The organism is Flavobacterium sp. (assembly GCF_035292545.1).
GTDB lineage: Bacteria > Bacteroidota > Bacteroidia > Flavobacteriales > Flavobacteriaceae > Flavobacterium.
Map to the genome: position 1 here is coordinate 1 of NZ_DATDPV010000020.1, position 22,585 is coordinate 22,585.

General features: G+C 32.0%; 17 protein-coding genes. 2 read left to right on the forward strand and 15 right to left on the reverse strand.

Annotated elements, in window-relative coordinates:
• From VI621_RS03080 to VI621_RS03130, 11 genes are all read right to left on the reverse strand, one after another.
• Window positions 1-220: chromate transporter (locus tag VI621_RS03080; RefSeq protein WP_324216928.1), on the reverse strand; the 220-nt coding region annotated here is incomplete at its 3' end.
• Window positions 221-225: 5 nt separating this feature from the next.
• Entirely contained in the window at window positions 226-2,100 is a 1,875-nt protein-coding gene (locus VI621_RS03085; protein WP_324216929.1) for a hypothetical protein, read from the reverse strand.
• A gap of 50 nt (window positions 2,101-2,150) precedes the next feature.
• The gene (locus VI621_RS03090; protein ID WP_324216930.1) at window positions 2,151-2,579 is read right to left on the reverse strand and encodes a DoxX family protein; all 429 of its coding nucleotides are present in this window, start codon (window positions 2,577-2,579) and stop codon (window positions 2,151-2,153) included.
• Window positions 2,580-2,582: 3 nt separating this feature from the next.
• Window positions 2,583-3,158 (reverse strand): phosphatase PAP2 family protein, encoded by a 576-nt coding sequence (locus VI621_RS03095; protein WP_324216931.1) that lies wholly within the window; start codon window positions 3,156-3,158, stop codon window positions 2,583-2,585.
• The gene (locus VI621_RS03100; protein ID WP_324216932.1) at window positions 3,158-3,637 is read right to left on the reverse strand and encodes a hypothetical protein; all 480 of its coding nucleotides are present in this window, start codon (window positions 3,635-3,637) and stop codon (window positions 3,158-3,160) included. The genes VI621_RS03095 and VI621_RS03100 overlap by 1 nt, the downstream gene beginning before the upstream one ends.
• An 86-nt stretch (window positions 3,638-3,723) precedes the next feature.
• Complete coding sequence (locus VI621_RS03105) at window positions 3,724-4,527, reverse strand: helix-turn-helix transcriptional regulator (RefSeq protein ID WP_324216933.1); 804 nt, start codon at window positions 4,525-4,527, stop codon at window positions 3,724-3,726.
• 550 nt (window positions 4,528-5,077) lie between these two features.
• Window positions 5,078-5,728: a hypothetical protein gene (locus VI621_RS03110; protein WP_324216934.1), complete on the reverse strand. Its 651-nt coding sequence runs from the start codon at window positions 5,726-5,728 to the stop codon at window positions 5,078-5,080.
• Between the two features lie 71 nt (window positions 5,729-5,799).
• Window positions 5,800-8,061, reverse strand: a complete 2,262-nt coding sequence (locus VI621_RS03115) for a hypothetical protein (RefSeq protein WP_324216935.1) — start codon at window positions 8,059-8,061, stop codon at window positions 5,800-5,802.
• A 21-nt stretch (window positions 8,062-8,082) separates the two neighbouring features.
• Entirely contained in the window at window positions 8,083-10,707 is a 2,625-nt protein-coding gene (locus VI621_RS03120) for an AAA family ATPase (RefSeq protein ID WP_324216936.1), read from the reverse strand.
• Window positions 10,708-10,894: 187 nt separating this feature from the next.
• Window positions 10,895-12,208 (reverse strand): phospholipase D-like domain-containing protein, encoded by a 1,314-nt coding sequence (locus VI621_RS03125; protein WP_324216937.1) that lies wholly within the window; start codon window positions 12,206-12,208, stop codon window positions 10,895-10,897.
• A gap of 2 nt (window positions 12,209-12,210) precedes the next feature.
• Complete coding sequence (locus VI621_RS03130; RefSeq protein WP_324216938.1) at window positions 12,211-13,068, reverse strand: restriction endonuclease; 858 nt, start codon at window positions 13,066-13,068, stop codon at window positions 12,211-12,213.
• An 88-nt stretch (window positions 13,069-13,156) separates the two neighbouring features.
• Between VI621_RS03130 and VI621_RS03135 the strand changes: the two genes are divergently transcribed.
• Entirely contained in the window at window positions 13,157-13,351 is a 195-nt protein-coding gene (locus VI621_RS03135) for a hypothetical protein (RefSeq protein ID WP_324216973.1), read from the forward strand.
• Between the two features lie 145 nt (window positions 13,352-13,496).
• Here VI621_RS03135 and VI621_RS03140 read toward each other — a convergent pair whose 3' ends face one another.
• From VI621_RS03140 to VI621_RS03155, 4 genes are all read right to left on the reverse strand, one after another.
• On the reverse strand, window positions 13,497-13,811 hold the full coding sequence (locus tag VI621_RS03140) for a hypothetical protein (RefSeq protein WP_324216939.1): 315 nt from the start codon (window positions 13,809-13,811) through the stop codon (window positions 13,497-13,499).
• Window positions 13,812-13,946: 135 nt separating this feature from the next.
• Complete coding sequence (locus tag VI621_RS03145) at window positions 13,947-15,524, reverse strand: HD domain-containing protein (RefSeq protein ID WP_324216940.1); 1,578 nt, start codon at window positions 15,522-15,524, stop codon at window positions 13,947-13,949.
• Window positions 15,525-16,137: 613 nt separating this feature from the next.
• The gene (locus tag VI621_RS03150) at window positions 16,138-18,315 is read right to left on the reverse strand and encodes a hypothetical protein (RefSeq protein WP_324216941.1); all 2,178 of its coding nucleotides are present in this window, start codon (window positions 18,313-18,315) and stop codon (window positions 16,138-16,140) included.
• Between the two features lie 333 nt (window positions 18,316-18,648).
• Window positions 18,649-18,903 carry a helix-turn-helix transcriptional regulator gene (locus tag VI621_RS03155; protein ID WP_324216942.1) on the reverse strand — a complete coding sequence of 85 codons (255 nt, stop codon included), beginning with the start codon at window positions 18,901-18,903 and terminating at the stop codon, window positions 18,649-18,651.
• Between the two features lie 667 nt (window positions 18,904-19,570).
• Here VI621_RS03155 and VI621_RS03160 point away from each other — a divergent pair.
• A complete protein-coding gene (locus tag VI621_RS03160; protein ID WP_324216943.1) occupies window positions 19,571-22,579 on the forward strand; it encodes a SusC/RagA family TonB-linked outer membrane protein in 3,009 nt (1,002 codons plus the stop codon).
• Window positions 22,580-22,585: the final 6 nt, after the last annotated feature.

Sequence of the window (22,585 nt, forward strand, 5' to 3'; positions counted from 1 at the left end):
TATCGTAACCTATATGGATTGCCATTTCTGTGCTGTTTGGTCCAGGAATAAGGTTTGTTGCACCCAATAAATCTAAAAAATGTTGTTCACTCATCCATTTTCGTTTGACCACTACTTCGTCTCGCATCATAGCAATGTGTGCTGCTGGACCTCCAAATCCAATGATGCCTAACTTCCCGAAAACTTTTACGATTTCTTTTAAATTTACGTTCTCTTTCATTTTAACTATCTTAATTCGACTTCATCTATTTGATTTAATGTGTCTGGATTAAATACTTTCATTGTTATTTTTTTTCCTTCCACATAAAAAAGGCATAGTGCATTTTCTACGCTAAAGGACTGAGTGTGTTTACTCCACGGCAAAACTTCCTGTCCATAATAAGGAGCACCTGCAGCACCATTATTAATTTGATAAATGTGGCGTGATACGTTAAGCTTTTTATGAGGATAATTCTCTGGGTAAATTGGCATATCAGCAGTAAGTTTTAACCAGTTATAGTTATGTTCATCTCCTGTAAGCATTCCTACCACTTTCTTACTTTCATTAATCAAAATATCTAAATATTCATCTCTGCGTTCTATAATTCCTTTGTCAACAGGCTTTCCTCCAATATAGGGTCTTTTTTCGTTGTTACCGCTGTACCACATCACATCTTTACTATGCCCTCCATTAGGAAATGCAGGGGTATGTTGTGTAAGAAAAATGTGGTCAATGTTTTTGTCTTTTTCCAGTTTTGAAATAGTTTCTCTAAGCCATTGAAGTTGGTTATCCATTAAATATCCATGAAGTCCTCCGCTGGAAGCTGTTTGATTAGCAATGGAAGGAGCATACCAGTAATTGCTATTGAGTACTATCATAGCTACATTGCCGTAGGTGTAATAATACACATTTTCCTTATAGGAAGGGAAATCTATATTTTGTGGATCAGGGTCATATTTATTATTATCCTCGCTATCTGGACCATTTTCAGGATTTACAAATTCTTCTGCAAAAAGTGCTTCTGCTGATTGGGTTTCATAAGGAAACGCATCAATAAAACCTTGTTGTTTACCTTTTTCATCTTTAAAGATATGACCTAGTGCTTCATGATTGCCCATTCCTATATAAAAAGGCATGTAGTGCCAAAATGGTTCAATGGATTTTTTCCAGTTACAATATTCCAATCTTTGTTGCTCTTTACTGCTCAAATAGCCGTTAATCATATCGCCGGTGAACTGCATAAAGCTCACGTCTTTCATATAAGCAAGAGCAGCCATTTTTTTCATTATATATGCATTGGCTCCAAGGATTTTTCGTTCGCCTCCTCCAGTAGCGTGGCGACTGTCGCTTGCATAACCAAATACGAACGCTTCTCTGCTGCCTTTAGGAGGTGCAGTTTTAAGATGATACAATTGCGATTGTATCCCATAATTTATCTTATAGTTGTATTTTGTATTTGAGGTAAGTCCAATTATATTCCAGCGATGAAACGTAGTTTCCTGTTCATCTTTATATACTTTGTCATTGATTTCAATTTCAGCTTTTACTGGATGTGTTGTTTTGCACCAAATTACAGCGGAGTTATCAGTAACCATATTTACATAAGGTCCATCGTAAATTGCCGGGATGACTTCAAATGGTCCTTCACCTTTTAAAGCTACAATCCCATCAAACAACAGCATACCTTGCTCGTCAGCAATCCTGTAGCCGAGGTTCAGGTATCCATTTTCCTTCCAGCTTACAAAATCATAAGGATACTTGAAATCATCTTTTATGTTGACTATTATTTTACCGTTGTCGATTTTGATTGTTTTTCGATATACAGGAAGTGGATGCGGAACTTTTCCGTACGGGATTAAGCCATAAGTTACCGTTCCTTTTAAAGTTCCAAAATCCATCTGAATGCCATTTTCAGTACCTTCTGGTTTACCAAGAAGCTGTTGGATTGTTAGCGGATTTTTAAATTCTTCAGCGAAGTATTTTTCACCCTTATTTTCAAAGTATAGTTTTCCATTAGCATCATAACCCAGATTACTGTATGAAGCAGGAATTTTGGGAAGCTGAGCTATTGCAGCTGTTGCGAACATTAATGCAATAACAGGAAGTAGTATCTTATTCATATAAATTGTCTAAAATGATATGTTATGTTTTAGTAATTAAAATTGTATATTTATTTAGAAGCAATTATCAAACTATCCATAGACCAACGACCTCCACCTTTTATCAATAGAAAGATACTCCCCAAAAGCATAGCCCAGTCTGTACGGCTTCCGTGCATCATTTCCCAAAACCCGTCATTGGCTAAAACTTCTGATTTTGTAGTAGCAATAGCAACCAACATAATTACAAGTGTTGGAATGCTTGCCAATCGTGTTAGTAAACCAAGTAAAATCAAAATACCACATAGAATTTCAAATGCACCAACAAAACTTCCCAAAAACTCTGGAGAAGGTAAGCCTATTTTTTCAAATCGTCCTGCTCCACGAATGGCAGGAAACAAAAACTTTTGAATGCCTTCGGATAGAAAAACCGCACCAACAATTAATCGAATTATAATTGTTGTACTTGCATTGTCTGTGCTGAAAATTTTTTTAAACATAAATTATATTTTTTTTATAAGTATAGGGTTATATTTTTTGTAAATACAAAACACAAACCAAGCAATTGGAAAACTTAAAATCATTGGAACCAAAATATCGGTAGGATAATGCACTCCAAGATAAACTCTGCTTATGCTAACAAATACGGCCCAGGGAAAAAGAACAAAAGGCAACCATTTTAGTTTTTGTTTTGCCACGAATGTCAAGTAGAAAGCCAATGAAAAGACGTTGGCGGCATGTGATGAAATAAAGCCGAACCTACCGCCTTTGTAACCATTGACGAGATGTAATTTTCCATCCAAACTAGGATCATGGCTTGGTCGTAATCTTTCGAAGATGGGTTTAAATATACCCGATGCTAACTGGTCACTTATCGTAATCAACAGGGCAATTAGTAGGATCATCAGGATAGCATCCTTTTTATATTTCCATACTAACAAAATCACTAAAGATAAATAAAAGGGAAGCCACGTGTACTTCTCTGTCGCAAACCACATAATGCTATCCAGCGATTCATTATGACTCCCATTGAGCCAAAGTAATAAATCAATATCCTTCTGTAAAATAAATTCTATCATTATTTCTTTATAGGTGATTGTCTGTCTGTTGGAATTTTAACACTGAAAAATGGTACTCTTTCCATTGCGTGACAACTGTTGCAATTTATTGTCAATGTTTGAAAAGTTTTATTAAAAATTAAAGAGTCTCTTTTTTCTAACGATTTCTTCATTTCTGGCAAAACAGTAGTCAAAAAATGCTCGGCTGATTTCGCTCTTTTAGGTCTGCGTTCTAAGCCGTTTTCAATGGCTACTCTTATCTTCTCCAGTTGATAATCGGCATATTCCCAATTTTGGTCTTGTCCAGCCCAGTACAATTCTTGATAGCGATACCCGGTTTCCACCATAGCATTGTCAAAACCGCGAAATTGCTTTTCAATAGTTTTGATTTGCTCAGCTTCTGTACCTTTAATCCAATTACCTTGGGTAGTATTATTTTCTTTTGCTTTATCACAGGCATTCAATAAAAACAATACGAGGAGTAAATAAATATTTTTCATGGCTCTTTGTTGATTTTTTAATAAACACTCACAAAGTTAATGCAGTAAAAAATAGTTTTACGGTATATTTGAAAATAGAATGGTTTTTATGATTGCAGGCGAAAAGCTTTTGGAGTTTGCTCAGTATACTTTTTAAAGTATTTGATAAAATGGGAACTGTCCGAAAAACCAAATGCAAATGCAATTTCAGCAATAGTGGTATCGGTATAGAGCAAAAGACGTTTAGCTTCACTAATAATATGTTCGGCCAGAATGGTACTTGCCGTTTGATTGGCATTTTTTCTACAAATAAAATTCAAATTTTGAGGGCTTATATTGAGTAAATGGGCATAATGAGCTACATTATTTTGCAGTTGGGAACTATGACTAAGCAAGTCTTTGTAAGACAAAAAAAGGTCACTCGATACTGGAGCGGAAACTTTCAAAGTTGGGGTTTGTTCCAATAAAAGGGCAAGTAAAGCTTTCAACAAACCTTCAATCACGGTAAAATTGGCTTCATCAACCAGTAAAGCAAAAAGTTTTTCAATCTTTTCGTGATGGTCCAGTGGTATGACAGTATGCTCACTGGCTTTAGAAATAAGTTGTTTTAGTTCATAATCAAGGCTTTCGGTTACAAATGCTTTTTTTAAAATCAGAACATATCCTTTGGGATTACTTGTGATGTCCCAATGATGTACTTGTTCTTTGCGTACAAAAAATACCAAGGGAGGTTGTATGGGATAGTCTTTATAATCAATAACGTGTTTGCCTGCTCCTTCGGATAGGTAAATAACCTCAAAATAACTGTTATGTTTGTGTGGCTCTGTTTTTCTAATTTCTTTCCGGAATGGGGCAACTTTGAGTAAAGCTGATGTTCCACTTTTGTCTTTTACTTTAACAGTGCCTGTCATGATAGCTCTAACTTTTTAAAACTGCAAAACACAAAATTTAGTATCGTATCAAAAGGTGTTTTGTGATCAATGGTGATGCACTTGATTTTTTCCATTTGGATTTAATTTATCTTATAGCATCAAATATATGATTTTTCAAATAACCTATAAGCCATCCCTTTCCGAATAAAAAAGATGTACAGATTATCTATTTATATAGAACAATTATCTAAATCAAAAAAAAGTTAAAAACTATAGTGTTGCATTCTAGAATCAAACACCTCCAATTCCACAATTCAACACTTTAAAGCCCAGTAAATTCAATTGTTTACATTGTTTTGAAAAAAGCAAATGGTAGAGTAGTAAATTCCCGAATTGAACAGTCTAAATTCGGGAATTTAGTTCACAAAAAAAGTAGCACTTTAGATAATTAGTTCAATCAGAAAAAGTTAAAAAGTATAGTACTGGATTTCAGAATCCAACACCTCCAATTCCAGAATCCATCACTATAAAACACAGTAATATCAACTGCTAATATTCTTTTGAATAAAACAAGTAGTACCGTCTACAATCAAATAGAAAACGTCTTGGTGAGTAAATCATCAAACTTCTCCTTATTGTTTATCAAATACCATTCTTCCTTGAGATAATACCTTCGAATGACTTTAAATATACAATCGAAATACTTTTCATAAATATCTGAATGAAGATTATTTTGAACCTGACTTTGTGAATTAAGAATTGTTGCTGCATTTAAATTTATATTTAACAGCATTACTAAATCTATTTCGTTTTTAGCTAATTCTTCAGCAAATGGATTTGCAATTTCAATCCCAAGTAATTTACCTCTCCAAAGGTCATAGCTATTATAAAAACATTCTTCAAACTGTAGAGAAAATTGTATAAATTCTTCTAATTTTTCACCCACATAAACACGAAATTGATCGTTTTTAAACTGCCCAATCGTAGGGTCAACTATAATTTTCAAATCATCATTTAATTGTAACCAAAAATGGGGAGTGCCATTTTTAGGGTGAGATTCATTTTGATAACGACCAGCAACCATAGTGTTTTGATATCCCAAGTTTTGAAGATATAATGACAAGGGATAACAAATCGTAAAACACATATGCGATGGAGCATAGTCACCAAGTGTGTTTTTGGTGAAGTCTGTAACTAGCATATCTATTTCAACTAATTGTTCTTGAGAATATTGTTTCATGCTGGGCATCTTTGCTTAAAGTGAGTCAAGTCATGGTAATTAACAATCTTACTGAAATGAATATTTTTTCCTTAGGCATCAATATCATCAAAAATACTTCTCTCAACTTCCTCTTGTTCTTCTGTCTCACCACTTAAATTTTCCAATTCAGTGTTTGATTCGTCATCTGTGTTTTCCTTTATCCATTCTTCAATTTCCATCAATTCTTTATTAACTTCAAAAACAATTGTAGGCTGATCAGAAAATTCATATTCGATTGTTTCCAAGTTTTCCTTAAGTGATAACATGTGATAACCAGCATCTTCGTCTTTATCATATCTAGCCTTCCAGGTTTCTTTTAATTCTGAAATTTTTGGTAGAAGTTCAGCTTTAATTTTTTGTAAAAGTTCTTCATATTCGTTTTCTACAAACATTACTTTTATGTCATCAGAACTTAAAGCAAAAAGATTGTCTCCAATTATTGCGTACTCCGATATTTTCGAGACGAAAGCTTTGCGGCTATTTTCCGGGAGCAGGTCATTTGAGAAAAGTGTAAGTGCTAAGCTTACTTCAGGTGAATAATCTAAGAACTTACTAGGATTTGTTACCTGTATTAAAACCTCTGGACTGTTTGAAACATATAATTTTAAAAAATTTGGTGAGCATCTTTTTGCCAAGAAATTAAACAGAGTCCTTTTAGCACCCCATTCAGATAAAATTTCGGTCTTATATTTTTTTGTAGATTTATATGAGTTTAATTTGTCTAAGATTAAAGGAAATAGTTTTTTGGGAACAATAATAGCATTTTTAACCTTTACATCTCCACATGTAATTTGGTCTAGTAATTTATCCACAGTACTGCCATGTAAATAGATTTCAATCATGTCAGGAGATCTAACTATATATTTTGAAAATGCATCTCCAATAGTTGGATGCTTATATTTCCAAATTGATTCATCATCGATCATTAAATGTTGAACCATATTACCTTTCATTGCTTCAAGAGCATTTATGCATCCGCTTAATGAACTGCCCAACTTTTCAATTGCTTTTGTTTCAAGATCACCTATTTCTAGAGGAGATTTAAGTTTTTCACTATTCATGTAAATTAATGCTAATGCAGCTTGGCTATTTTTGTCTAATTCTTCAATAAGTTCAAGCAAAAAGCTTTCCTGTTTATTAATAAAATTATGTAAATAAAATTCAGAAATCACTAGATTCTTTGTAAAAAAAGGATCGGCAATTCTCCTAGCTATTTCTGGAATAAATCGTTGATGATTTGCTATGTATTCTAAATACTGCTTAATCTCTTTTTTGAAAACAAGTGTTTGTTTACCCATTTTCATGTGATTATAAATCATTTGCCTTTTTTCATTTAAAGTCAAATTTTGCACATCTATTACTACTTGACTTTCATGTAACAGTGGGAAAGCCCCCTTTTTTAAGTCTTTTTTAGCTGCATTATATATATAGTCCCTAGAAGTCATAACTATTTTTACGCCCTTATCAAGCATTGCAACGATTTTCGGCATAGCTTGATTCCAACGATTACTTAATGTTGATTCATATTGAGTAACACCAAATGCATCATCAATCCAAAAAAATTGTCCTGAATTGTTAGGATTCCAATGTTTAACAACTTGTTCTGCTGTCTCTAATTTCATTGTACTTGCCTTCCACTGATCTAAAGCTCCCATTGCAAGTAAAGAAGCGATAGTTGTCTTACCTGCTGCAGGTTCACCTATTAACAATACAAAGCCGTGTTCTTCAATAGCATTGGCTGCTTTTTTATATGAAGATGTTATAACCACTTTTGCAAGTTCATCTTTCAAATATTCTAACAAAACTTTTCCTTGATCATATACACGCTCATCTAAAATTTCGCTAAGGTCACCTAGTCCATAAATTCTTGGAACTAATCTTCGGAGTTTGGAATTTTCTCTTATTTGACTATTTATCCACGTTGAACCAAAAACTAAAACTTGCTTAACTCCAACGTCCTTTAATGTCTTTTGAATTTTTGCAGCCATTGGAGCGGATACACCTGCATTAGTCATGAGTATATATGTATCACATAGATTACTACTTACCAATTTTTGTGCTTTAATAATCTCGTCTTGAATATCTGCAAATTTTAAGTTTTCATTACGACGAGTCTTGAATTTGCATTGGATTACAAATTCACCATAATAATTTTCTCCAGTTGTATTCTGCCACTTTCCTGAAAAACAGCCATCTCTTCCTCCATCTGCAGATTCTAAAAAAGTCATAGAAGTTTGTCCTAAAACTTCACGAGCTATAGAATTACATAATTCTTGAAATCCAAACCAACCTAAATGGTGTAAATCGTACATAATTTTTATTCTTTACTTTTATTACTTACGACGATCCCTAATTTCTTTAACAAAATCTTCTAATATTGTAATGTCAGCTAAAAATTCTGCGGAATCCGGCATTTCTTCTATTAATGTTCCCGCACTGTCATGACCTAAAAAGTAAGTAGAACATTTACCCATATTTTCATCAACTTTGTTGTAATCATCCAATGTTAAATCTACAATTTTTGCCAAACGTTTAGTTTGGATTTCACGACCGAATCTTTGAACGGTACCATTTAAAAAAACTTCCTCTACAAACCTTTCCCATGTTTCTCGAAGCATCCCATACAAAGGTTTTACATTTGACCTATAGATTTCTTCAGTTTCTTTTCTCTCAATTTTTTCAATTTTTTGATACTCGCTTTTTAGAATCCCCAATCGTTTACTTACAGGTAAAGCATCCCATGGTGGATTGGTTGCTATAATTCCAGTTTCATATATTTTTCTGGTTAAGCTTTTTATATCAATAGAATAGGAAAGATTTTCTGAATGTTCTTGTAGCATGAGTAAAAAAGTAATATCATGTGTAAATACTATAACTTGTCTTCTATTGGATTCTTCAACAATTCTTTTAGCAATCTTGTTTCTCCATTTATGATCAAGTGAAGAAACAGGATCATCAAATACAATAGCACTGATATGTTCAGATAATGAAAGTTCAGATAAAAAAGTAGCTAATGCTATACAGCGATGCTCACCTTCACTCAGAATATCTTTTAAAGCTATACTATTAGAATTGGGTTCGTTCAGTTTTAAATAATGATATTGCTTTCCTTTTACACCTCTAGTTTCTGTTTCAATTTTAATATTCTTAAATCCTAGTTTTTTAAGCTCGTCTTGAAAATTGTCTCTTAAATTTTGGGTAATATAAGTTGAAACTAATAAATTACTTTCAGTAGTTACTGTTCTTGTATTACACTGCCCAATACACTGATTAATTAAAGCAACTTTTTTTTGTCTGTATATTTCACGAGCTAATTTTGGCTTAAAATCAAACATCATTTTTTGGCTGTTTAACTCAAGTAGTTCTTTTTCCAGTAGCTCAAGTTCATCTGATATAGACTTTGTAGCTAACTTAGCATTCTCTAACTCAAACCTATTAATGATTTCATCGATTGTATTTTTTGAATTAATATTGATTTCTGGAATAGTTAATTCTTCTATGGTTTTTTTAGAAGCGAGATGCTTTAAAATTATTTCTCTTTGTGCAGAAAGGCTTTCTATATATGAAGTTTGTCCCATTCGATAATCTGTTGCCAAAATTTCTAATTCAGCTATTGTTGGTTCCTGGTCATCAAAATTAAAGGACAGTTCATTTAATGTTTCGGTTAAATTTTTATGCCCTTCAATGGCTTTGTCATGTTCTTGTTGTATGTCATGTTTTACAAATTCTTCAAAATCGGTAAAACGTTTTTTTGCCTCGGGACTTAAATTTTGTAAGCATAGTGGACAATTTGAATTGCCTTCAGTGTCAGGAAATAATTCATCTTCTTTATCCTCATTATAAAATTTGCGTGCACTTTCCCAAAGCTGTTTCCATGAATTTCCGCCAATCCCAGTAAGCGGTAAGTTGGCAAATACTGTTTCAGAAGAAGCTTTAAGTGTGTCAAAAGTTGTAGAAAAATCATCACATGTTTTTTTGACAAATGCTAAGACCTCCGAAGTTATTAGGGCTTTTTCGAGTGTGTCAAACTTATTTCTTAGAATTTTAAAACGACTGATTTTTTCGTTATTTGACAGTATTGTTTTCTTCGGGTCTGTTGCTTTCAGATCAGGAATAATTTTATTTAGTTCATTAACTCTGTCGGATTTTGTTTTATCCCATTGCGATTGATTTCTCAATTGGTCAATAGTTGTATTATGCGTAAGGTTTTTTAAAAATGATTTTGCAGCTGATTCGTCATTAACCTGTATTAGCGTATAATCAAATCTTGATAAGTTAAGTATTTGAACTTCCGTTGCCAATTCTGTCTCAATCTGTTTAAGAACAGAAGCAAATTTTTCAATAAATGATAGACCCTGAGGTATAAAAGCAATTTCATCTTCATCTTCGATGTAATGATTTGCACTGAAAGAATCAAATACATCTACGCCCTTTAGTATTGTATTGCTGATAGTATTATTTACTAATTTGACAGAATCAAATGTAATGCCATCTGTGGTAAACTCGACTTCTGCTTTTTTTTCTGAGCCATAACTGGTTACATCATATAGATTATCATTTATGGAGGGCTTTTGACCTCTTGTGTTGCACGTGTGTTTTAATACAGTTACAAAGCTTGATTTACCAGCTCCGTTATCACCATAAACTGCAGTTAAGCCTGATGGAGCAAACTCAAGCACACTTGTTTTAGATAAAGCATTTATGTTATTAATATTGTGAATTTTTGAAAGTACTATGTTTGAAATAGAGGATGCATTTGCAGCATAAATTCTAAGTGCATCAAAATCAACAGGGTTAAATGTAACTTTAGATAACCCTGCTTCAAATTTACATATCTCTTTTAAATCTGTAATATCAGAGGATAATAGGTCATTATTTCTTATTAACCTATCAATTGCTACTTGCCAAAATTGAGGTTTAGTTTCTACCCAATCAATTATATCAGTTAGTATTGCCATTAAGTCTTATATTATTAATAATCTATGCGAAGATAGTTTATTTAAAAAAAAGACTACTAAGAGCAATTATAAAAAAGTATCTCTAATCATCTCACTTATAAAATAATACACAATTTTTATTATTAGAAACATTAACAGCAAGTAAATTGAACTCTTTACATTAGCTAAAACCAGAAATTTTCATAACTTATTGTAAACTGTGCTTTTCTATTGCATTTATACTTTGTAAAATCAATTTTGCCTTATCTAAATAGTTTTTAATCCATATTTTTTTATAGCTATTTTTTATGGATTCAAAGTCTTCTCCCATATGTATTCGTTTGTATAGTTCTACGGAATATAATAATTGGTAAATCATACCAGATTTTATATAGTTGTCAAATGGTATATCTTTCATTTTATCTCTCAGAAATAAATTATAGGCATACAGCTTTTCTCCTTTAGTCTTAGCTTCTGCTTCGATTCCCAAAGCATCGCAGACCTTTTTTAGATGATTTAGTTTAAAAATTGGCAGAAAATAGTCAGGATAAAAATAGGAAGCTAATCTAATTGGAATAGCTTCTGAATACTGTGGAATAGTGAAGTCAAAAAGTCCATTACAAAAATTAAATAAGTTTTTATTGTCGTTTAAATTCCAAGGTTCCAAACCGATTGATTCTGGAATTAAGAAATCGATAACTTTTTTGAAATCTCGATGTTCAAAAGAATCTTTAAATTGAGCTTCTCTCAATCCGGTTCCTGCTAATTTAGACTCAACTCCATAAACAAAATTGTGATATAAATTATCATATCTTTTTGGATGTCCTTTGGGCGAATAGTATAGTGTAGTATCGAATTTTTGTGTTTTTACAATTTCTTTAAATTCGTTCCTCTTTTTGTTAGCTTCATAAGTTCTCTCCAATACCCAGCTATGATCTTCTTTTGAATTGAAGATTTTATCAATTAATAACTGTATATTTAATTCCCCTACATTGAAATTTTCTTTTACTTCAATTACTTTTAATTTTTCAAATTTCTCACGTTTTTTAAGGACTTCATATTTCTCTCGATTTCGATTTATTAAATCTTTCGTAATTTCATTTGTTTGAGATTCTGACCATAAATTTTCAAAAATTTGTTCGCAATTTTCAAAATTTTGAGAATCAACATTGACGGTTAATTCTATGTTGTTTTCAAATCCTCCGTATGTTAGATTTGAAGATGTAACAAACGTGTTACTGTCTGTAATGTATAGTTTTAGATGAATATTGTTGTTGTAGCAAACTTTAAACCCGCAATCCAATAGATATTCAAGAGTTGGTAAGTCAAACGTATTGATATTTTGTTCATCAAACCTCGTTATTAATCTTTTGTCTTGAATGTTTTCGGTGTTATTTTCGTTAATTATTTTTTTTGCGAGGGAATTTATAAATGGAACTGCAATTTTGAATTTTACAACAGTTTTATTTACACATGTTTTAATTAAATCTGAAATTGGATTTAGAATAATTTGTTCATTCATAGCTATATTTTTTTATGTTCTATAATCAAACCATTTTCCGAAAGAGAAAATGTTCGCTCTTCAAAAATAGATTTCATTAGTAACCACACTTTTTCAACTAGTGTAAATTCTAAATCTTTGTTATAATCATTTTGAGTTAATTTCCCTGTAATAGTAACCTCATCAAATGGAATGCTTTCAGGTATACCTCTCCTAAAAAGATGACTTTCTGGAAGTTTGTAGCTTTTCGTTATCTCAATATCCATCTTTTTTTGACCTGCTAGATCTAAACGAAAATCAGTTACATAATCATAAAAGGGAATGCGTTTCCCATCTCTTAGCAAAATAAAATAATTGAACAGATCAAATTCATCTTGTACGTCTAAGTTGCGATTATTGCCAAGATTGATTTGTAAAAGTTTCGGACGAGTAGCCGTGATGTTTAAATTAATTTGCAAAGTGGCAATCTCTATTTCCTTTGGGGTAGATTCATGATCTTTGTCGGTTGATTCTCTTAATTCAACAAGGCCAATATTTTTAAATTTTGCATATTCCAGCCCATCTTTTGTAAAACCACTCTTTGTAACTATAACTCCTTTGCTTATGTCAGCATCCTCAATAATTGACGAAACTTTCATCACAATGTCCTTGTTTACTTTATCTTTCCAATATTTGCATTCTATGGCAGTTTCATAGGTATGAATTCCATCGGAATGTGCCGTTAATACATCAATTTGATGGCTGACTCCAGATTTACCTTTTACAATGCAAGTACTCCCACAACCCTTTATCGTAACTCCAGATTGCTTACCTAAAGTTTCGTAGATATATTTTGTAATGGATTCGTATTTTTTCCAATCTAACTTATTTGCTTTAGACATGCCAGTTTATTTAAGAGGTGTTTTTCGGACTTCTATTAAGTTACCTCAAAGATAAATAACATTTTGATAGGGTATAAAACAAAAAAAGATGCCTCACAGCATCTTTATCATTTATCATTTCTTCTTCGGCACAGGTGGCTTTAATGAAGGTGTATTGCCAGGTGTATCTTTATTGTCTCGTTGTCGCCTATCTGGTTTTCCTGTTGAATCAGCAATTCTTTTTGGTCCGGGTTTGAGTGCCATAATTTTAAGTTTTAATTGGTTATATATTCAAATGTATTAAAAAATTTGTAACTAACACATAATCTGTAAGATATGTAATGCTCTGATAAAAGGTTATACTAAAATTGAGGCTTATTTAAATAATATTTAATTTAAAATCTATCTTCATTTCTTTAAATAGTTCCCTCATTTAGATTGCAAGAAATTTATAAACCCAAAATTTCTTGAACAAGAGCTTTGTTTTCATCAGATGCGGCATTAAAAAGCCTCATCTTAATTTCATTGTCAATTTGCTCTATATTAAGGGTTCTCTTTAAATTATATCCACCCGGATATCTATGTCTATCATATTCATGAAGAATTTCTCCATTTTCATATAATGTATAATCATCATCTAGGTCACCTTTCATCTTGAATGACTGTGCTATTATTTTCATGTTTATGATTTTTATATTATTTCCCCTCTTCCTTGTATTTCTGTAGTTCTTCTTCAGTTGCTGCTGAAACATTCCACCATCCATTTGTCATTCTTTCGATTGTATGATGACAATAGGGGCACGTTATTGGTTCTCTTTCTTTAGTACCAGGCATTCCAAGTTTATGTTCAGAAACATGAAATGGTTTTTTACAAGATTCACATTTTTCCATTTTTAGCATTATTTGGTTTCTAATTTTTCTAATTCTTCACATTCAATTTTAATCAAATCCAAAATTTTATCCCTCATACCTTTAAACTCTTCTGAACTATGAAATGTTCTTCTTAAGTAAACCCTGACCATATATGAATTTATGTTTGAGTTAATAAATTCTTGATTTAAAGTTTCCCATTTTTTATTTATATCATATTTACCATCTTTATTTTTTGTAGCAATTTTGATTGCTTTGTCTCCATCAGAGTCTTTAAATGTTTCGTTTTTATATTTATCAACATAAGAGAATATTAAATCAGATTCTAAAGTTTTTAATTTACTGCTTATTTCTATAACTAGGTTTTCTATTTTTTCTTTCTTATGAAAATTAGATGGAGTTAAGATAACTTTTTGTTCATAAACCCTTTTAAATAGTTTTCTAGATTTTAGATCTTCTAAAATATTTTGTTCAAGTTCTGATGTAGAAATTTCGTTTTTAACCGTTTCATTGATGAAGTATTCATCTGAATTATTAACATAAAAAGATTGTAAATCATCAATTTTTGATATGTTATTCAATAATTTAGTTTTATTCTCTTTTTTTGTTCTAGTTGCAGCTTCTAACATCGTATTGGCCGCTCTATTTGTTTTATGAAAATAAACCTGATTGTATAAATGTGTTCTAGATTGAATAAATCTTAACATAGAGTCAATACCGCTACCTTTAAAAGTTAGATTTATATAGTTTTCATCATTGGTAGCCATAAAAGAAGCGAAAATTCTATTTATATCATAGAAGCCATAGTTAACACCAGAAAAATAACTATCTCTTAGTAGATAATCCATTCTGTCAGAGTCTATAGGGAAAGCTGTAATAATTCTAGAGAAAAAATTGATATAATCATTGTTCTCATCATCTACGAATCCTTCATTTTTTAATTCAAACATAGGTTCAATTAATTTTACAACCCTTTCGATTGATAAATTTTTAATCATATCTTTCGCTGAATCTGAAAATTTATTTTCATTTGTATCATTTGCTGTTAAAAGGTCATTAAGAATTTTGAAAACAAAAACACAACTTATATGTTCATGTTCTACTTTTTCTTTACATATAGCATCGAACGAATTATAGTATTCTTTGACAATATTATTTGCTTCAATTAGTTTGAAAAAATTTTCCCTATCCATTAAAAAAATATCAAACAAATGAGATAGAGGACCATGTCCAATATCATGAAGTAATGCAGCAATTCTTAATTCTTGATAATATATTTCTTCAAATTTGTCTAACTTTCTTAAATCAAAAAAGCTACTAGGTTTACCGTCATTATATTTTTGATTTTTCTTATCTCCTGTCGCAAAGTTTTCTTTGCAGGCATCGAAAATTTTTCCAGCTATATGCATTACTCCAATAGAATGTTCAAATCTAGTATGATTTGCAGATGGAAAAACATAATATAAAAAAGTATTCTGTTTTACTTTTCTTAAACGATTAAATAAAGGATGCGAAATAATCCATTTTTCTATTTCTGATAATTTAATATCTCCATGTATTGGATCAAGTATACTTCCGTAGTAATTATCTCTGTAACTATTTTCCATAATTTTTTGCTTATTTCTCAAATGCGAGAAAGTTAAAATAAGAATTTGTTCTTTAGTGTTCTACAACGAATATAACAATTAATTAATTGCTGATCTTTTTTTACAAAATTAAATACCTGAAACATAATTATTTTACGGCTTTCCACATTCTAATAATTTTTTTTATAAAAAACCAAAGTAACCCTTTTACTCAACATTATCAATACGTACAAATACCCGTTTTTCAATTTCTTATAAAACAAAAAAAGATGCTTCCGCACCTTTATTTTTTCTTCCTCCATTTATCATTTCGTTTATACCCATTCCGCTCCTCATAAATCCAACCTCTTATGTAGAGACCTAGAACCCAAGCAACAACAAAACCTAAAATTTTATACCATTCCATTCATCAAAAATAGAACAGAATTAAAAAGTAAAGTAGTGCTAAAAGGCTTTAATCCCTAATTGACAAGAAGTTATCCTGATTTGACAAGTCTAAAATGATTTCAAATTTTATGAAATTATTCTCAAATTTTATGACATCACTAAACTGGAAGTATAGCTGTTCCATTCAACACAAGTTTCATTGTTCGTGCGGATCACGAAAAGAAGCCTTTGACTTTAGTAGCTGCTCTTAGTTTAAATTGCAAGTTTTCTCGTATAAGTCTTTTAAGTGATTCACTGACATATCAATCAGCGGTTCAAACATAAAAGCGTTTATATGAATGTTCTCTGGTGTCATTAAATTGACCTTGTCAAGAATTGTAATGGCAGGACTTAAAGCAAATTTATTTTTATACGCTTGATATAATTCATTTGTCTGATTAGACGAAATCGTAGTTAAATCAAATTCTGGCAGTTTGGAAATAAGATAAGTTTCAGCTTTCAACCTTATAGCTATTGCAAATGTTATTTTATTTTCTATATTAATTTCATTTAAATTAGGGTCATTATATATAGCATCAGCAGTTTCAAATATTAAATCGAATAAATTCTTATGTCCAAAGTCAATTGTCTTTCCTTGAAGTTTTGTTAGTCGAGATTGAAATATGGCGAAAGTGTTTTGAGCAGTTAAAGTTTCAGAATCAGCTTTTTTGTGCATTGAACTAGTCAATATTTTATAATCTTCGCATTGCATAGATTCAGTATACTCAATTATATTTCTAACAAAGGCAATTAAACTAATAAAGAATTTGGGCCTTTGGTAATTAGAAACTAAATAAGCAAAAAGATCATTTCGATATTGACCTGGATAAAGTTTAATTTCTTTATCATCGTTTTTAGTAGCCATGTAAACAACATTATGTGGTAATGCGATTCTAGAAGCAATTGTACGATAAAAATCAAAATTATGTGTAAGAATAATTAATCTAAAATCGTTTGATAAATGTAAGTCACGGATATATTCTATTATAGCAAATTTATTTTTATAGTCAAATGAATCTGCAACATCATCGAAAATTATCAAGTGTTTCTCAGGACTATTTTTTCTAGATTCGATTTCAAATAAAAATTGAAGGATAAAATATGCTCTCTGTTCTCCTTTGCTAAGAATTTTTAAAAGGTTTTCTTTATTTTGTCGAACCGGATTTTCATTTTTATCTATGTAGTCAAATTCTAAATTTGCTGTATCTTCTTTTAAAAGTATGTCTTCTTGATTTACTAAAATTACTTCAAAAGGAACATAAAATCTAGAATTGAAAGTCAAAATGATTTTTTTCCAAAGATCAATTTCCTTTTTGGCTTCAATGATAATTTTCTCTAGCTCAATTTTTTGTTCTTCATAGTATTTTGCTAGAACTTCAGAATCGGATTTTATTTCTGAAAGATAATTTACCCAAACTTTCTTTTGAAAACCTCTGTAGTCACTTAATTCTACTAAAATTGAATTGTCTTTTTCAATTACTTTTTTAAAGATTCTTAGTTCATTATTTGAACCGATTGCTTTATCAAATTTCTCAAAGGCTTGAACTAGCTTTTGATCACTTAGTATTTTACTCATTTCTTCTTGTACAAGTTCTTTTAAAGTTGCTGAATCTGTAATTTCAGTTCCGTCTTCTAAAACAAATTTATGTCCAGCTTCAAAAAAGGCATTGTCTTCTATTGATTTTAAAATTTCGTTTGCTTGCACAGTACCAAAAGGGTTTTCCGATTGTTTAAAGAATTTTGATTTGGAAAGTAAATCTTTGTAGTCAGAAACATATTGATTAAGAAGGTTTTGATTTTTATCAAGGAATTTTTTAACATTGTCTTTTTTATCAAAAACATCATTGTACCTAAAATCATATTTTTGAAACGACTCTTTTAGGTTTTTTGAAGTGTCTAGTAATACTTCAAAAAATGTATTTTTTGATTGACCAGCAAAACTATCAATAAGTTCAGTTTCACAATCTGTACTTTGAGAAACGGTTTTCAGTTTTTTTATAAAATCTTTTCTACGATCCTCAAGCTCATTATATATTTTATCGTATTTCTTTTTTAAATCAGTACTTGCTAAAAAATTACTGATTCGATGTGATGCGTCAAAACCATTATCTTCGGCATTTATAACTAAAATATTTTCAGGTTTAATTGCAATGCCGTCAGAGAAAATTTCATATTTAGATATTTTGTTGGCATGAACTCTATCGCAAGGCATATTGTTAGGTTCATTTTTTGAAACTAAATCAAATGTTTTTGCAAATGAAGTTTTCATTGTCCCATTTGGTGCATAAATCATAAATGAATTTGAGTTCTGTGTGTTGAAATTGAATTCATGATTTAACTTTCCAATTCCAAAGCAATTCTCCCAATCAATTTTAATTGTTTCCATATTTTGAAGTTTTATTCGATTTGCAATAGCAGTGCTGCTAACTTTTTTGTAACCGCGACTTTGCTAACATTTTTTTTTATAAATTACTAAGTAATCCAAACTAATAGCACATATTAGTTCTTAAAGAATATTCAAAAATAACCACTTCAAACAAAACTATTTTACGGCTTTCCTTATTCTGATAAAATATTTCATAAAAATACCAAAGTAAACCTTTTACATCAAATTCTCAATACGTATAAATACCTATTTTTCAATTTCCTGCATAACATAAAAAAGATGCCTAAGCATCTTTTTTTATTAATTAAAATATTTACAAACTAAAAAATGAATTTATTCATTTTCTGCTTTATATTTCTGAATATCAAATTCAAAACTAAATAAATCTTTCGGATGTACATTCAGTGCTAATGCAAATTTAGCCAACGTTTTTATGGTCAAATTTCTTTTGCCTTGCTCATATTTACTCACTTCTCCGGAATCAATTCCAGTTAGAAACTCTATATCATGTTGAGTTTGCTTATTTTTAATTCTGATTTCAGTCAATTTATTTCCTATATGCTTTTGTAAGTCTTTGCTAATGTCCATGTTTACTTCATTTAGAAGCAAATTGCATTATTTTAACAAAAATACTATTGGGATATATCCCACTATTTAAAAAAGTTTGATATATTTGCTTTTAATTACATATAAGATGTAATTTTGCGATTCTTCAAAAAACATTGAAGCATTCGCTTAGAATCTCGTTTCAGAAAACTGGTAATTTTTAACACACGAGATAATAAGTATGATGCTCACGTCCTACGGCGTGGGCTCTCTTATTCGTGTGTAGGGTATACCAGTACCTCTGAAACGTTTAAGTTGAGTTCCACGCTTTTTTATTTCCCATTGGTTCTCAATTCATTCTTAGCACTGCTTTTTTCTTAAAAGTTTCGCAATAGGTCTCATCAATTAATTTTTTAGTTAGTGGGAAAGATGCCGCTCAACCTTGGCTGCAACAAGCACGGGCGGCATACTTTCCTTAACCTGTAAAACCAGTAGCCTATGGTATAAAAACAAGAAAAAGCTCAGCCACAAAAATCTTTGCGTCTCTGCGACTTTGCGAGCAAACCAAAAAGCGAAGCGTCAAAAATCAATGCATAAGTGGCAAAAAAAAGAGTCTTAGCAACTCAAAAAAAGGTCCCCTAACCCGTCGGCAAACTAGATAGAGGACCAAAGCAAACAAAACTATTGTTTCATTTAACTAACCAATAATATGAATAAAATTTCATTTAACCAAAGTGGTGCAATAAAGTATTGGCTATTGCTGTCAATATGCTGTTGGGTAACCAACACTTTTGCAAGCACCCACTTACTTTTCCAACAACCACAACAAAACATCACAGGAACAGTAACCGATAGTAATGGCACTTTGCTAGGTGTAACCATCCTAATCAAAGGCAAAGCTTCTGGTACACTCACAGATGAAAACGGAAGGTTTTCTATCAATGTAAATCAATCGGATATCTTGGTGTTTTCCTATTTAGGATATAAAACCACAGAAGTAACAATAACGAACCAGTCAGTAATCAATGTCAAATTAGAAGAAGATACCACTACACTGAAAGAAGTAGTAGTAAATGCAGGATATTACAGCGTAAAGGACAAAGAGCGTACAGGAAGTATTTCGCGAATAACAGCTAAAGATATCGAAACCCAACCAGTCACCAATGTACTCGCTACCATGCAAGGAAGAATGGCAGGAGTAAATATTACACAAGAAACTGGTGTGCCAGGCGGTGGATTTGCAATTCAAATCAGAGGAATAAACAGCCTCAGAACAGATGGAAATGTACCGCTTTATGTAATCGACGGCGTACCCTATGCTTCAGAATCTATTGGTTCCAATTTTACTTCCTCCATTTATCCAACACAAACATCACCACTAAACAGTATAAATCCGGAGGCTATTGAAAGTATAGAAATTCTAAAAGATGCCGATGCTACAGCTATTTATGGTTCAAGGGGAGCAAATGGAGTCGTCTTGATTACAACAAAAAAAGGTAAGATAGGTGCAACAAAAGTGAATATAAGTACTTCTACAGGTGTCGGACAAGTGACGAGTTTTATGAAGCTTATGAACACGGAGCAATACCTGAACATGCGTGCGAAAGCCTATCAAAATGATGGTTTTACAGATTTTCCAGATTGGGCGTATGACATCAATGGAACTTGGAATCAGGACAGATATACCGACTGGCAAAAAGAATTACTGGGTGGGTCAGCTATCATAAATTCAGTGGTTGGAACAGTATCAGGCGGGTCGCAACAAACACAATTTTTAGTAGGAGCAAATTACAACAATCAAACAACAGTATTCCCTGGTGACTTTATTTACCGAAAAGGTGGAGCGAACTTTAATATAAACCATAGGTCAGAAAACAACCGATTTAAGTTAACTTTTTCAGGAAACTATACGGCACAAAATAACAACCAGCCGGCTATGGATTTAACTATTGAATCCCGTCGCTTATCCCCTAATGCTCCTGCATTGTATGATGCACAAGGAAATCTGAATTGGGAAAATGGTACGTGGGTCAACCCATTGGCAAGTCTAAAAAGTGAATTTATTGCAAAAACAAATGATTTGGTGAGCAATACATTAATCTCTTATGAAATAATGCCTAGCCTAGAAATCAAGTCGAGCTTTGGGTATACAGATACAAGAAATACAGAAACCAGAACCGTTCCATCAACAATCTACAACCCTGCTTTTGGTTTGGGTCCAGAGTATTCGGCTCTTTTTGTAAATAATACCAATAGAAATTCATGGATAGTGGAACCTCAAATAAACTGGAAAGAAAAAATAAGCAACGGTGACCTAGACATATTATTGGGTTCCACGTTCCAACAGCAGGTATCCAATCGGTTAACCCAATACGGTATTGGCTTTACATCGAATAGCTTGATCTATAATTTGAGTGCTGCCTCTTTAAAGGAAGTTGTAGCAAGTGACGAAACAGTTTATAAATACCAAGCTTTTTTTGGCAGAATAAACTACAATTGGAATAAAAAATACTTGCTGAATCTTACAGGCAGAAGAGATGGTTCTAGTCGTTTTGGTCCAGGAAATCAATTTGCCACGTTTGGAGCAATCGGAGCGGCTTGGATAGCAAGTAAGGAAAACTGGTTACAAGATAACAATACCATCAGTTTTGCTAAATGGCGAGTAAGTTATGGAACAACAGGGAATGATCAAATTGGGGATTATCAATACTTAGATACTTATAGCTCTTCGGGTGGTCTTTATCAAGGTATTGTGGGTTTACAACCCACCCGACTATTTAATCCCTATTTTGAATGGGAAAAAAATAAAAAATTTGAAACAGCACTGGAAATGGGACTGCTACAGGACAAGGTATTCATAACTGCGGCCTATTTTCAAAATAGATCTTCAAATCAATTGGTGGGTATTCCATTACCCGGAACCACTGGCTTCACATCCATGCAAGCAAACTTAAATGCTGTGGTTCAAAACACGGGTTTAGAATTTACGGTGAATACTACGAACATCACTAATGATAGTTTCAATTGGAAAACGTCTTTTAATATCAGTGTACCAAAAAATAAATTAGTGGCATTTCCGGGACTTCAAAATTCAGCTTATAAAGAGCAATTTAGAATTGGAGAACCACTAAACATACAATTGGCATATAACTTCTTGGGTGTGGATCCCGAAACAGGAATATATCAATTTGAAGATGTAAACGGTGATGGTCAAATTACTTTTCCTGATGACAGACAAACGGTAGTGGATTTATCTCCGGAGTTCTTTGGAGGACTGCAAAATCAAGTAGCATATAAACGTTGGACGTTGGATTTTCTATTTCAGTTTGTAAAACAAAAAAGAGCCTCATTTACATTGGGAAATGCTGGCGGAATGAATAATCAACCTATAGAATTGGTGAACAGTTGGCAAAATCCTGGCGATAGTTCACCCTACCAAGTGTATACAACTGGTTTTAACTCGGATGCAGTAACAGCTCATTCTTTCTATGAAAGCAGTACGGGAGCTTTTGAGGACGGTTCTTTTATAAGGCTTAAAACACTTTCGCTTACATATAATATACCGCTGAACTCAAAAAAAGTAGATTGTAAAATCTCGGCACAGGCTCAAAACCTCCTAACCTTCACAAAATACATAGGCGGCGACCCAGAATTTGGAAATTTAGGCTATTTGCCGCCACTTAGAATCATTTCTACAGGGATTCAATTAACTTTTTAAAACTAA